We start from the raw sequence: 12,919 nt of genomic DNA, 5'->3' as shown, positions 1-12,919 counted from the left end.
CTACCAACCTTGTTGAAGTTTACGCTCGAAGGCAGCAACCACGTTTGGTGGTACAAACTTGGTTACATCACCTCTTAGTCGAGCAATTTCACGCACCAAAGTGGATGAAATAAAAGAATATTGCTCTGAAGGGGTTAAAAACACCGCTTCAAAGTGGGAGTCCAGCTGACGGTTCATATTGGCCAGCTGAAATTCGTACTCAAAATCAGACACTGCACGCAAACCACGCAATACAGCAGTCGCCTTTTGCTCACGGAAAAAATTGACGAGCAAACCATCAAAACCTACAAATTCAACATTGTCCAAATGACTCAATGACTCTTTCGCCAATGCGACACGCTCTTCCAGACTAAATACCGGATTTTTATGATGACCGATAGCAATGGCTACCACAACTTCATCAAACATTCGCGCTGCGCGGGTTACCAAATCAATATGTCCATTGGTAATTGGATCAAAAGTCCCCGGATAAATCACACGAGTTTTAGACATCCATTTGTACTCTGTTTGTTATGTAGAATCTTATTTTAGCAAAAACTTGTTTTTTTGGTGAATAATCCTCATTAATTTAAAAAACTTCACCTTATTTCTAGTTGCGGTACAATAGCAGCACGTTTGGAAGTATCAGATTATGGCGAAAGCATCTATTGTAGTAAAAAAAAATAATGGCGGTACCATTGCACTGAATAAACGTGCCCGCCACGATTATTTTATTGAAGAGAAATTTGAAGCGGGGCTTTCATTAAAAGGCTGGGAAGTCAAATCAATGCGTGCTGGTCGCATGACCATCGTAGAAAGTTATATTACCTTTAAAAATGGTGAAGCGTTCTTGTTTGGTGCACAGGTTCAGCCCTTGTTAAGTGCTTCGACCCATGTGGTGCCTGAAGCAACCCGTACCCGCAAACTGTTGCTGAATCGCCGTGAAATTGAAAAGTTAATGGGTGCGATTAACCAGAAAGGTTATTCCTGCGTTCCACTGGCCTGTTACTGGAAAGGTCCACATGCCAAGCTGGAAATTGCCTTGGTGAAAGGTAAGCAGCTTCATGACAAACGTGCCACCGAAAAAGACCGTGACTGGCAACGTGATAAAGCACGAATTTTCCACAAATAATGGATTAAAAATTGAATATAAAAAAACCTCCGCATTCGGAGGTTTTTTTATGGTTTTAAGTATGGCTATTTAAACGCGCCAGAGTCAGTGCAATATATTCACCAAACCAGAAAGCAGTTTTTAAATCCCCTTCAGGTGGGGTGACTTCAACCGGGGCATTATCCGACTGGGTCATAAGCCCCAAGAAGCTCGACATCCGATTCAGATCCGTCACTGCACGACCTGTCGGCATCAATGGCAATCCACTCCATAGCATACCGTGCTGCATGGCAAACAGATTGATTTGCTGCAAGACCGCCAGCTTGTCGCCACTGAGTCCACCACCATTGGTAAAGGCTGCTGCCAGCTTACCCTGCCAGCTACGTGCCAGCCAGCGCTTGGAAGACTGTTCCATAAACAGCTTCATGGCAGAAGTCAGGCTACCCATATAGGTCGGACAGCCAAAGATAATCGCATCGGCGGCATCCAGTACATCCCAGTCTATATGTTCGACATTCATCATATGCACCTGAACACCAGTTTCGCGCGCACCATCGGCAATAAAATTTGCCACTTTAGCCGTGTGTCCATAAGGACTGTGATAAACAATCGCAACAGATTTGGAAGATAGGGACATAACGCTCAAAAGCCAAAAAATTCAGTTAAGTTTAACATTTTCATGCCATAAACACGAATGTCGCCATACGCCCTGTTTTAGCTTCGCGGCGATAAGAGAAATATTCCTCTGGCTGGCGATAAGAACACTGATCCCCACCCAATACGGTATTTATGCCGTGTTGCTGCAAGATATAACGCACAATCGCGTACAGGTCGGCATAATATTTACCTGCCTGTTCCCCGGCCTGAAATGCACTGTCCAGTTCAGGATATTTACTGCAAAAAGCCGCTTTTACTTCAGCACCAATTTCAAAACACGGCTGGCTAATCGCTGCCCCGAGCCAGGCCCAGGTCGGCGGAGTTTGCATGGCAGCGATGGTATTTTCGACAATCCCACCCGCCAGACCACGCCAGCCGGCATGCAGATTCGCCACTTCTGTACCTTCCGCATTACCTAATACCACCGGCAAGCAATCTGCCGTCATCATCATTAAGGCATGCGCCTTGCGCTGCGTCACCAAACCATCTCCGACCAGTGCGGTAAATGGCATCTGCTCATTAATGCTATGACAAATGGTGCTATGCGTCTGGGTCATCCAGGTAATCTTATCTACGCCAAAGGCAGCGAAATCCTGCAATAAAGCCATACGATGCTGTTGTACCCGTAGCGCATTATCCTGCACATGCAAGGCCAAGTTAAAACCTGCAAGCTCAGGCTGTGCGGATGGCTGTACTTTCGCATGGTGAACGCGAGTCTGGCCGACATACACACCTTGTGGAAGTCCTGGTACAAATTGCATCTCGATTCCTTGCTTTGACGCGAGCTAAATAAAAAGATTAATAGGCTTTGTTTTCGGTACGCAGCACTTCCACCAGATTGGCAAAGTCTTCCGGCCACGGCGCCTCAAAGGTCATTTCCTCTTTGGTACGCGGATGGGTCAGACCGAGTTGCACGGCATGCAAGGCCTGACGCTTAAAGCCACGTAAAGTGTCATCTAGTAATTGCGATGCACCTGCTGGCATACGGACACGCGGCATATACACCTGATCACCAACCAAGCCAAAGCCGATATAGCTAAAATGCACACGAATCTGATGAGTACGTCCAGTTTCCAGACGGGCTTGAACACGGGTAAAATGCTGGAAACGCTCTTTGACATTGTAATGCGTCACCGCGTCTTTACCACCTGGAAGTACGGTCATTTTCACACGATCCACCGGATGACGTTTGATGGGTTCATCAATGGTACCGCCAGCAATAATATTGCCGTAAACCACCAAGTCATACAGGCGATATACTGATTTTTTCTCAAGCTGTTTGCTTAAGGCAAATTGTGCTTCCAGATTTTTGGCGACGACTAACAGACCGCTGGTGTCTTTATCGATACGATGTACCAGACCTGCACGCGCCAGTTCAGCCGATTTCGGATAGTGATGCAATAAAGCATTCACCAAGGTGCCAGAACTATTGCCAGCGCCCGGATGTACCACCATACCGACTGGTTTGTTGATGACCATAATGTCATCATCTTCATAGATGATGTCCAGTGGAATATCTTCCGGCAGACTGCGCGTTTGCGCTTCAAGCTCAACATTTAAAGTCAGGGTTTCAAAACCATCACTTTTAAATTTCGGCTTAACCGGTTGACCATTCACCAATAAATTGCCATCTTTAATCCATTGCTTTAATTTTTCTCGAGAAAAATCGCTCCAGACCATTGCGGCAATCTGGTCGATCCGTTGCCCGATATAAGTTTCATCCAGTTGAAATTGCAACGATAAACGTGTTGCAGTTGCTTCTGAAGTATGGTTATCTGCATCCTCAGAATCTTCAAGTAAATTGAAATCAGTATCAGGGATATTAAAATTGGAAGATTGTGCTTGACTCATTTGCTCATTCAGACAAAAGTGGTTTAATAGTGCAATTGTAGCTCATTGCCCGTATTAACAGAGGAATTTTTATGTCGCTACCACATTATAAAATGACAATGCTTGCTGTGACATTAGGCATTGCATCGGCAATGGTAGGCTGTAGCAGTAATCCAAAAAAAGAAGTCGTGGATAAAGGTCCGGAATCTAGCGAACAGGTTTATATTCAAAAAGCACAGAAAGCGCTAGATCGTAATCAATATACCGATGCAGCAAAACAGTTAGAAGCGCTGGAAACTTATTTCCCGACCAGTCAGTATGCCCCTCAGGCGCAGCTTGAACTGTTGTATGTAAAATTCCAGCAAAAAGATTATGAAGGTGCGGTTGCACTGGCAGAGCGTTTTATCCGTCTGAACCCGCAACATCCAAATGTCGATTATGCTTACTATGTACGCGGTGTCGCCAATATGGAACAGAACTATAACGGCCTGCTGCGTTATACCTCACTGAAACAATCGCATCGTGATGTCAGCTACCTGAAAGTAGCTTACCAGAATTTTGTTGATTTCATTCGCCGCTATCCGTCGAGTACCTATGCAGTCGATGCCGCACAGCGTATGCAGTTTATCGGTCAGGAACTGGCTGAGCATGAAATGAATGCAGCACGTTTTAACATCAAGCGTAAGGCGTATCTGGCAGCAGTTGAACGTGGCTTGTGGGTGATTGAGCATTATCCACAAACTCCGCAGATTCCAGAAGCACTGGCAACGGTTGCTTATGGCTATGCTCAGCTAGGTGATAAAGCGACTTCTCAGCAATATGTGGATGTGTTAAAGCTGAATTATCCGAATCTGGTGAAATCAGATGGTACGGTGAATCTGCGTGCAGCGCGTAGCGAAAGCAGTTTCTTTAACCGCGCGACACTGGGTATTTTTGGTAAAGAAGCCAAGACTGTAACCGACACCGATGCACAGTCAGATGCGCCAGAAACTGAAAAGCGCAGCATCACCAACCGTATTTCATTTGGTTTGCTTGATCGTCCTAAAACGGCTGAATAAAGCTGAATAAGTCCGGCAGCATCAGCAAATAAGACAGCGCTTTACAGGTGCATTTTCCTCAAGGGCAAGGTATCATACTTGCCCTTTTGCGTTGTCCGGCCAAGGCTTGAACAAAACGTGCAAAAGGTATACAAAGGAACTTGAAATATTCAATGTTCAGCCAGACTATTTTCATTTTTTCAGTGATTTAGACCTTAAATACCAGCGCGAGAAGCTCAACAGACCATGGCCATTCCTCAACATACGATTGATCAGATTCTCGATCGCACCGATATTGTCGATGTGATTGGTCAATTCGTAAAACTGAAAAAAACGGGCCGTACCTATTCAGGCTGCTGCCCTTTTCATCAGGAAAAATCACCGTCTTTCCACGTCTATCGTGATAAACAGTATTTTCACTGTTTTGGCTGTCAGGCCAACGGTAATGCCATCCGTTTTTTAATGGACATTGGCAGCCGCAATTTTGTCGAAGTGATGAAAGATCTGTCCAGTCAGACCGGCATCGAACTGCCTAAAGACAATACCGATTCCAATAAATTAAAATATAAACGTGAAGCAGCCAAACCTAAAATTGCGCCTGCTCAAGCGGCACCACAAGCTCAGCCGCAACAAAATAACGCCCCAACAGAAAATAATAGTGCTGCATCTACGGCAAGTTTTGACCCATTTGCAGAGTTTCAGACAGCCGAACAGGATTTTTATGGTGACCCTTTTGCTTCTTTTGAGCACCTGCCGATGGCAGAAGTTCAGCAAGACGGTAATCTCTACGATCTGCTGGAAAATATCGCGCAGTTCTATGAGCGCCAGTTACCCAACAGCCCGAGTGCTCAGCAATACTTTAAACAGCGTGGTCTGACTACAGAAACCATTGCCTATTGGCGCTTAGGCTATGCGCCCGAAGACTGGCAACATCTGGAAAAAGCCTTTCCTCAGGATATTGAAGGCTTAAAACTTTTAGGTCTGATTCGTACCAGCGACAGTGGCCGTGATTTTGATCTGCTGCGTGAACGAGTGATTTTCCCGATCCGTGATACCAAGGGCCGTGTGGTCGGCTTTGGTGGTCGCGCACTCAATGACGAGATTAAACCTAAATATATCAACTCGCCAGATTCTGAGGTCTTCCATAAAAACCAGTTGCTGTATGGTCTGTATGAAGGGCGCAAGCAGAAAGCCCAAGAATGGCTGATGGTCGAAGGCTATATGGATGTAATTGCGCTCCAGCAATATGGCATTCATGGCGCAGTGGCGACTTTAGGCACAGCGAGTAATACCGACCACCTGAATATTCTGTTCAAACAGAGCAACCGGCTGACCATTGCCTTTGATGGGGATGCTGCCGGTCAAAAAGCGGCACGCCGTACTCTGGACATTGCCTTGCCCCTGCTGAATGATGGCCGAGAGCTGAAGTTTTTTGTCTTGCCCGCTGACCATGACCCAGATTCATTGATCCGTCGTGAAGGCATAGAGAATTTCAGACGATTGCTGGATCAGGCGCCGTTGATGTCAGACTTCGTGTTTGCTCACCTGACCCAAAATCAGGACATCACCACACCTGAAGGCAAGAGTCAGGTTATGGGTGAACTAAAAAATCTGACCGAATTACTGCCCAAACACGGCTCCTTCCGTTATCTGCTGCAGCAATTTTTCCGTGAAAAACTGGGCTTTAATCGTAAATGGCAACCTAAGGTCAATACAGATGCATCTTTAAGCTTTAGTACCAAAATTGATGCTGAAGAATATGTGATTGCGATCTTGATGAATCATCCTTATCTGTATATTCATTTTGAACCACTGCGCGCGCTAGTAGCGGAAGATCAGTTGCTGTTTAAGATTTTGAATATTCTGAATGTGATTTTTGATGACTTGCCGGATGATCCTGAACTGTCGATCTATTATGTGCTCGGTGCCTGCGCAGCCCATCATCATGAACTGCAGCATATTCTGCAGCATGCCAATGTCAGCGATTACACCTCATCGCCGGAACAGGCCGATAAGCTCGCGGCTGATTTTTCAACCAAGCTGCAATATCAGTGTTTAAAAAACAAGATTAAATCCAAGAAATTTAACAGTATTGCAGAAATGAAAAACCTGAAAATGCAGATTTATGAGATTGACCGCAAACGCTCAATGACCCTGTTAGAAGATTAATTTTTCAAATTATTGATTCTTTTGAATCCAATGAAGTCACTGCTAGCTCACATTATTATTTATAATTTTCTCAAATAATCAGGCTGGGTTTTATGTTGAAGTACAAATCAGCAAAGAACCAAGCTTCTCATCATGCTGATTAAAACGAATGCCTGGATTTACGACGTTTCGCGACTACATTGCCCAGTTCTTCCTGCAACAGCTCAAAATAGGCAGGATCTTCTGCTTTGGCCGCCTCACGCAGCACAATAGAGGTTGGATGCAACAGTTTTTGAGTTAAGCGATGCGAAAACTCGGCCAGTACAATGTCTGCCTTTTCGCCCTTGGCAATTCGCTGCATTGCCAGTGACAATTCTTCCTGACGTAATGTTTCCCCGTGGTCACGGTAGGCATGAATGGTCGCCCCGGCCTGTTTGACCTTTTGCTGGGTCATCAGTTCTGTAGCCAACTGATTGACCATGATCTCGGCTTCAACAGCCGCTTGACGGCGCTGTGCCAGATTTTCCTCAATCACGCTTTGCAGGTCATCGACCCCATATAGATAAACCCCATCCAAGCTTTCTACTTTGGCATCAATATCACGTGGCACGGCCAGATCTACCAGTAGCATCTGCTGGTAACGACGTTTTTTCAGTGCAGCCTTTACATCGGTAAAATGGATCACTTGATGCAAACTGCCGGTACAACTGGAAATGACATCGGCACGATGCAGATTTTCTGCAAGCTGATCAAAACCTATAATTTCGACCTCAACCCGATGTGCAATTTCCTGTGCCAGGATATCCGCACGCTCGCGGGTACGGTTACAGATAATGATTTTGCCCACCCCCATCTCTGCAAGGTGTTTGGCCACCAGACTGTTCATCTCCCCGGCTGCCACTATCATAATGGTCAGCTTGTCCGGATGACTAAATACTTGCAAGGCCAGTTGCGCCACCGCATAGCCCATTGAGACCGCATGACTGCCGACAGCCGTTTCTGAGCGCACGCGTTTAGCGGCATAAAAGGCATATTCAAAAATTCGGTTCAGGTTTTGCGAAACGGTATGAGAGTCTTTAGCCAATGCCAAGGCGGTTTTGACCTGTCCCAGAATTTGTGGTTCACCCAGCATCAGTGAATCCAGTCCACTGGCGACGCGCATCAGATGCGTCACTGCCTGGGCATTTTCATAACGATAGACATGATGTTGCAGTTGTTTGACATCTACCCCATTTTTCTGGGCGAGCCAGTTTAGCACCATGTCAGCATTGTCAGACATGGCGTAAACTTCGGTCCGGTTACATGTAGACACCACCACCATGTCGTTTAGTTCAGGGTGTTGGCTTTGCTCGGCAAGAATGGCACTTAACTTTTCAGGGTTAAACGCCACTTGTTCGCGCAGTTCTACAGAGGCAGTTTGATGGTTGACACCCAATGCAAAGAAAGACATATCAGGTCATCATTTCACTAAATTTATGCTATTGTGCAACATCGGTGTCATAAAAAGCATTACTTGGATCAATAAAAAATTGCGTCAAACAATTAGCCGTATCAACGGCCCTACAATTAAGCAATATTCTACCACATTCCTACTGGTGGGTAGCATGGCTTCGACTGCGCATCTTTATGCAGCGGAAGCAGTTTACCATGCAAATCAAAATTATGATGCGATAAAACAAAGTATGATGGCTGAGTTTGCCATCGCTGCACATGACATTCCGACCGCTTTGCACAACTATACGGTGCTGGCGATCAAGAGCAATTCCACTTCAGTCAAGCAACGTGCGCTGAATGTCGCACTGGAACATGACGATCTGCAGGCAGCATTGGATATCTCCACGCACTGGGTGGTGCAAGAGCCACAAGATGTCCCCGCTTTATTTTATTTATCACATATTGCCCTGAAAGCGCATGAATATGAGCTGGCCGCTGAGACCTTAGAAAAAATTCTGCAAATTGATGACAGCGCCGATCTGGAAGAAATCCTGGCCGGAATTTCACCGGAAGGCACAGATGATCGTACTTATCTGATTCAGGCGTTAAGCACTACCAAAGCCAAGGACAATCCGTCTATTCTGGTGCTGGTAGCCGGTCTGGAAGCACAAAATGGTCAGCTCGAACAGGCTCTAAATACAGTTAACCGCGCCTTAAAAAAACGCCCGAATGCGACCGGCTATATTTTGATGAAAGCCAATCTGCTCAATGCACTCGGCGATACTCAGGCAACATTGCAATGGTATGAAAAATCCAGCCGTAAACACCGCAATAATCTGGATGTGCGTCTGGCCGAAGTCAAATATCTGGTCAAGCTGAACGAAGCGACTTTGGCGCTGAAAAAACTGCAAGACATTCTAAAAAAATGGCCGACTGCCGAAGAAGCCCTGTTTATTGCCGGACTGACCAGTATTGATCTGGAAGAATACGAGAAAGCCGAAAAATATCTGGTCGAACTGCGTTATTCTGAGCAGTATCAAAATGAAGCCTATTATTATCTGGCAGTGAATGCAGAACGCAAACAGCATTATGAAACGGCTAAAGCTTATTATCGTCTGGTCGATGGCAGTCTTTACACCGTCTCACGTCGCAACATGATCTCGATTTTCGCCCAGCAGGATAAGCTGCATGATGCGCTGCGTTTCTTAACACAGGAAAGAGTGAATTATCCACAACATGCCAGCTTCCTCTATCTAGCCCAAGCGGATATTTTGACGCGCATGCAGAATAAAAAAGCCGCGATCCGCCTGCTGGAAGAAGCCAGCAAAAACCTGCCGGATGACCCTGAACTGGTTTATTCGCAAGTCCTGTTGCTGGACCCCCATCAGGATCGCGCCAAGCTGGATGAATTACTCAGCACTTTACTTAAAATTGAACCGAATAGTCCGACCTATCTGAATGCCTATGCCTATACCCTGGCGATGCAGAACCGCCGTCTGGAAGAAGCACGCCGCTATGTCGAACAGGCATTGGAATATGCACCGGAACAGGCGTCCATTCTGGATACCTATGGTTATATCTGTTATTTACAGAATGACTTCACCACAGCTGCGGATGTATTATACAAAGCCTACCAGTTGAATCCGAATGTGAAGATTGGGGTGCGTTATGCCCGGTCGTTGTACATGAAAGGTGATCTACAACACTTCCACCAAGTGTTACAACAATTACAACAAAACCATCCAAATGACCCAGAATTGAAACAACTTAATTCGCTATTGTTAGCACCACAAACCAAAACGAGTTAATTAATTTATGCGCAATTTGAGCCAATTGGGCTGCTGTGCCTTTGCAGCCACTGCTTTATTTTTAACTGGCTGTCAGCAGATGATCAAGCCACAAACGCCTGCCACTCCGTCTGTACAGGCGGAGAATCAATTCCAACTGCAAGGTAAAATTGGCGTTCGCACCCCTCAACAGACTGGCAGTGCATTCTTTACTTGGGTACAACAGCAGGAAGAATTTGATATTGAGCTCAGTGGTATCTTAGGTGTCGGTAAAACCCAGATTTCTGGCACACCGGGACAAGTGACTTTAAACAGCGCAAAAACCGGTGTGATTCAGGCAGCCAGTGCCGAGGAATTACTGCAACGCGCAACAGGCTGGCAAGCGCCGATCAGTTATTTAGTCGATTGGGTACAAGCCCGCCCTGCCACCACGGCTGCCAAATTACAAAAAGACGATGCGCAGCGGATTAACCAGATTATCGAACAGGGCTGGACAGTCGATCTCAATTATAATGCGCAGGCCAAAATGCCAAACCGCTTAATTTTAAAGCAGTCACTTGGAAATGGTGCGGAAAACCGTATTACAATGATCATTGAAAACCGTTAATTGACCTGATTCCAGCCCATGATGATTCGTGTTCCCTCGCCTGCTAAACTGAATTTGTTTTTACATATCACCGGTCGCCGTGAAAATGGCTATCATGAACTGCAAAGTATTTTTCAGCTGATTGACCTGTATGACTGGCTGGAGTTTGAACCAAGCGCTGATGATGCGATTCAGATAGAAGGTTTGGCCTCAGTCGATCTGCAACAGAATTTAATCTATCGGGCGATACAATTATTGAAGCCCTATGCCAAAACGCCGTGCGGACTAAAAATTCGTCTGGAAAAAAATATCCCGATGGGTGCAGGTCTGGGTGGAGGGTCTTCCAATGCAGCGACGACCCTGATTGTGATAAACCAGCTCTGGCAGTGCGATTTAAATATTGAGCAACTGGCAGATCTCGGGGTTAAACTGGGTGCAGATGTGCCGATATTTGTGCATGGTAAAAATGCTTGGGCTGAAGGCATTGGTGAACACTTAACATTCATAGACTTAGATCAAAAAAAATTCATTGTGTTAAAACCTGATTGTTTTATCAGCACTCAAATGCTTTTTTCGCAAAAAGCATTGACAAGAGACACGAAGAGCTCTAAATTTTGCGCCTATCAGGAAACGCCATCTGATTTTGGAAATAACTTTGAGCCACTGGCAAGAAGCTTATATCCTGAAGTCGATGAAGCAATGCAATATCTCGACCAGTTCGGAAAAGCAAAGCTTACAGGTACAGGTGCTTGTGTGTTTATTGAAGTCACTGAAAATCTGAATATCGAAGATATTCTTGCAAATGCACCATGTAAAGCTTACCTGGTCAACAGTTTACAAGAATCACCTTTAGTTCAGTTTAAAGTGTAGATAGGGGTATCGCCAAGTGGTAAGGCACCGGGTTTTGATCTCGGCATCCGTTGGTTCGAATCCAGCTACCCCTGCCATTTTTCACCTGTAGATGTACTGTATTAGGGGTATCGCCAAGTGGTAAGGCACCGGGTTTTGATCTCGGCATCCGTTGGTTCGAATCCAGCTACCCCTGCCATCTTACAGTTCATCAAATTTAGGGGCGTCGCCAAGTGGTAAGGCACCGGGTTTTGATCTCGGCATCCGTTGGTTCGAATCCAGCCGCCCCTGCCATTTTCTCGAAAAAAGACAGAACACTCATTTGCTGTAAGACTGTTAATTTACCTTGACACTTTACCGCAAAAATATTAAAGTTCTGCCGCATTAGGGGTATCGCCAAGTGGTAAGGCACCGGGTTTTGATCTCGGCATCCGTTGGTTCGAATCCAGCTACCCCTGCCATCTATTCCCATATATCCCAACCGCCAAGGGTGCTTCATGCCCAATCTTGTCGTTTTTAGTGGATCTGCGCATCCACAATTCGCTCAAAAAGTCGTAAGTCACTTACATATTCCTCTAGGCGCTGCCTCTGTAGGTCAGTTCTCTGACGGTGAAATTGCTGTCGAGATTACTGAGAACGTTCGTGGTAAAGACGTATTTATCGTACAACCTACTTGTGCCCCAACTAATGATAACCTGATGGAAATCTTGGTGATGGCTGATGCTTTGCGTCGTGCAAGTGCGGGTCGTATTACTGCCGTGATTCCTTATTTTGGTTATGCTCGTCAAGACCGTCGTCCACGTTCAGCACGTGTTCCAATCACTGCAAAAGTTGTAGCAGACATGCTCACTACTGTAGGCGTTGACCGTGTGGTGATGATCGACTTGCATGCTGACCAGATCCAAGGCTTCTTCGATATCCCTGTAGACAACATCTACGGTACACCAGCGCTACTTGCTGACTTGCGTCAACAATCGCATCACAATCTGATGGTGGTTTCACCTGACGTAGGTGGTGTCGTGCGTGCACGTGCTGTTGCGAAACAAATGGGCGATATCGATCTTGCAATCATCGATAAGCGTCGTCAAAAAGCGAATGAATCACAAGTGATGCATTTGATTGGCGATGTAAAAGATCGTGATTGTGTCATCGTCGATGACATGGTAGATACTGCTGGTACGCTATGCAAAGCTGCTGATGCATTGAAAACCTTCGGTGCTCGCAAGGTGGTTGCATATGCAACACATCCAGTACTTTCTGGTAAAGCACTTGAAAACTTAAAGAATTCTGTGATTGATGAACTGGTTGTGACTGATACCATTCCTCTTTCTGATGAAGCTTTAGCACTGGGCAAGATTCGCCAGGTTTCAGTAGCCAGCATGGTTGCCGAAACGATTCGTCGTATTAACAACGAAGAATCTATTAGCGCAATGTTCGATTCTTATCTATAATAGAGCGCTGAATTTTCAAAGCCCTGCCATTTGGTAGGGCTTTTACTCAC

Annotated in this window: 12 protein-coding genes and 4 tRNA genes; 11 read left to right on the top strand and 5 right to left on the bottom strand. The window is 45.7% G+C overall.

Annotated features, from left to right (window positions below; translation table 11 throughout):
- The gene (gene coaD, locus H0S56_RS04070; protein WP_004280585.1) at window positions 1-492 is read right to left on the bottom strand and encodes a pantetheine-phosphate adenylyltransferase; all 492 of its coding nucleotides are present in this window, start codon (window positions 490-492) and stop codon (window positions 1-3) included.
- A 139-nt stretch (window positions 493-631) separates the two neighbouring features.
- Between coaD and smpB the strand changes: the two genes are divergently transcribed.
- The gene (gene smpB, locus H0S56_RS04065; RefSeq protein ID WP_004280586.1) at window positions 632-1,111 is read left to right on the top strand and encodes an SsrA-binding protein SmpB; all 480 of its coding nucleotides are present in this window, start codon (window positions 632-634) and stop codon (window positions 1,109-1,111) included.
- A 55-nt stretch (window positions 1,112-1,166) separates the two neighbouring features.
- Here the strand turns inward: smpB and H0S56_RS04060 are convergent, their stop codons facing one another.
- The 3 genes from H0S56_RS04060 to rluD are packed head-to-tail and all read right to left on the bottom strand — an operon-like array spanning window position 1,167 to window position 3,598.
- Window positions 1,167-1,727 (bottom strand): flavodoxin family protein, encoded by a 561-nt coding sequence (locus tag H0S56_RS04060; protein WP_004645771.1) that lies wholly within the window; start codon window positions 1,725-1,727, stop codon window positions 1,167-1,169.
- Between the two features lie 40 nt (window positions 1,728-1,767).
- Window positions 1,768-2,508 carry a peptidoglycan editing factor PgeF gene (pgeF, locus tag H0S56_RS04055; RefSeq protein WP_195725717.1) on the bottom strand — a complete coding sequence of 247 codons (741 nt, stop codon included), beginning with the start codon at window positions 2,506-2,508 and terminating at the stop codon, window positions 1,768-1,770.
- Between the two features lie 37 nt (window positions 2,509-2,545).
- Window positions 2,546-3,598 (bottom strand): 23S rRNA pseudouridine(1911/1915/1917) synthase RluD, encoded by a 1,053-nt coding sequence (gene rluD, locus H0S56_RS04050; RefSeq protein WP_184412382.1) that lies wholly within the window; start codon window positions 3,596-3,598, stop codon window positions 2,546-2,548.
- A gap of 71 nt (window positions 3,599-3,669) precedes the next feature.
- On the opposite strand from rluD, the gene H0S56_RS04045 reads away from it, so the two are divergent.
- A complete protein-coding gene (locus H0S56_RS04045) occupies window positions 3,670-4,635 on the top strand; it encodes an outer membrane protein assembly factor BamD (protein ID WP_044108721.1) in 966 nt (321 codons plus the stop codon).
- 225 nt (window positions 4,636-4,860) lie between these two features.
- On the top strand, window positions 4,861-6,783 hold the full coding sequence (locus H0S56_RS04040) for a DNA primase (protein ID WP_195725716.1): 1,923 nt from the start codon (window positions 4,861-4,863) through the stop codon (window positions 6,781-6,783).
- A 139-nt stretch (window positions 6,784-6,922) separates the two neighbouring features.
- On the opposite strand, the gene hemA is transcribed toward H0S56_RS04040, so the two are convergent.
- Window positions 6,923-8,212 carry a glutamyl-tRNA reductase gene (hemA, locus tag H0S56_RS04035; RefSeq protein WP_044108718.1) on the bottom strand — a complete coding sequence of 430 codons (1,290 nt, stop codon included), beginning with the start codon at window positions 8,210-8,212 and terminating at the stop codon, window positions 6,923-6,925.
- 79 nt (window positions 8,213-8,291) lie between these two features.
- Here hemA and H0S56_RS04030 point away from each other — a divergent pair, with 79 nt between their 5' ends.
- From H0S56_RS04030 to H0S56_RS03995, 8 genes are all read left to right on the top strand, one after another.
- On the top strand, window positions 8,292-10,004 hold the full coding sequence (locus tag H0S56_RS04030) for a tetratricopeptide repeat protein (protein WP_180086312.1): 1,713 nt from the start codon (window positions 8,292-8,294) through the stop codon (window positions 10,002-10,004).
- A 7-nt stretch (window positions 10,005-10,011) separates the two neighbouring features.
- Entirely contained in the window at window positions 10,012-10,590 is a 579-nt protein-coding gene (lolB, locus tag H0S56_RS04025; protein WP_195725715.1) for a lipoprotein insertase outer membrane protein LolB, read from the top strand.
- A gap of 21 nt (window positions 10,591-10,611) precedes the next feature.
- Window positions 10,612-11,439 carry a 4-(cytidine 5'-diphospho)-2-C-methyl-D-erythritol kinase gene (ispE, locus tag H0S56_RS04020; RefSeq protein WP_195726048.1) on the top strand — a complete coding sequence of 276 codons (828 nt, stop codon included), beginning with the start codon at window positions 10,612-10,614 and terminating at the stop codon, window positions 11,437-11,439.
- A 2-nt stretch (window positions 11,440-11,441) separates the two neighbouring features.
- Window positions 11,442-11,516, top strand: a tRNA-Gln gene (locus H0S56_RS04015).
- A 26-nt stretch (window positions 11,517-11,542) separates the two neighbouring features.
- A tRNA-Gln gene (locus H0S56_RS04010) sits at window positions 11,543-11,617 on the top strand.
- A 20-nt stretch (window positions 11,618-11,637) separates the two neighbouring features.
- Window positions 11,638-11,712 (top strand) — tRNA-Gln (locus H0S56_RS04005).
- A 92-nt stretch (window positions 11,713-11,804) separates the two neighbouring features.
- Window positions 11,805-11,879, top strand: a tRNA-Gln gene (locus H0S56_RS04000).
- Between the two features lie 36 nt (window positions 11,880-11,915).
- Entirely contained in the window at window positions 11,916-12,869 is a 954-nt protein-coding gene (locus H0S56_RS03995) for a ribose-phosphate pyrophosphokinase (protein WP_005103975.1), read from the top strand.
- Window positions 12,870-12,919: the final 50 nt, after the last annotated feature.

It is taken from the genome of Acinetobacter lwoffii, from assembly GCF_015602705.1.
GTDB lineage: Bacteria > Pseudomonadota > Gammaproteobacteria > Pseudomonadales > Moraxellaceae > Acinetobacter > Acinetobacter lwoffii_E.
This window is presented reverse-complemented; position numbering and strand designations above follow the sequence as displayed.

Bases quoted from the DNA above. Each gene is read 5' to 3' on its own strand.
- coaD (WP_004280585.1), bottom strand. From the start codon at position 492: ATGTCTAAAACTCGTGTGATTTATCCGGGGACTTTTGATCCAATTACC.
- smpB (WP_004280586.1), top strand. From the start codon at position 632: ATGGCGAAAGCATCTATTGTAGTAAAAAAAAATAATGGCGGTACCATT.
- H0S56_RS04060 (WP_004645771.1), bottom strand. From the start codon at position 1,727: ATGTCCCTATCTTCCAAATCTGTTGCGATTGTTTATCACAGTCCTTAT.
- pgeF (WP_195725717.1), bottom strand. From the start codon at position 2,508: ATGCAATTTGTACCAGGACTTCCACAAGGTGTGTATGTCGGCCAGACT.
- rluD (WP_184412382.1), bottom strand. From the start codon at position 3,598: ATGAGTCAAGCACAATCTTCCAATTTTAATATCCCTGATACTGATTTC.
- H0S56_RS04045 (WP_044108721.1), top strand. From the start codon at position 3,670: ATGTCGCTACCACATTATAAAATGACAATGCTTGCTGTGACATTAGGC.
- H0S56_RS04040 (WP_195725716.1), top strand. From the start codon at position 4,861: ATGGCCATTCCTCAACATACGATTGATCAGATTCTCGATCGCACCGAT.
- hemA (WP_044108718.1), bottom strand. From the start codon at position 8,212: ATGTCTTTCTTTGCATTGGGTGTCAACCATCAAACTGCCTCTGTAGAA.
- lolB (WP_195725715.1), top strand. From the start codon at position 10,012: ATGCGCAATTTGAGCCAATTGGGCTGCTGTGCCTTTGCAGCCACTGCT.
- ispE (WP_195726048.1), top strand. From the start codon at position 10,612: ATGATTCGTGTTCCCTCGCCTGCTAAACTGAATTTGTTTTTACATATC.
- H0S56_RS03995 (WP_005103975.1), top strand. From the start codon at position 11,916: ATGCCCAATCTTGTCGTTTTTAGTGGATCTGCGCATCCACAATTCGCT.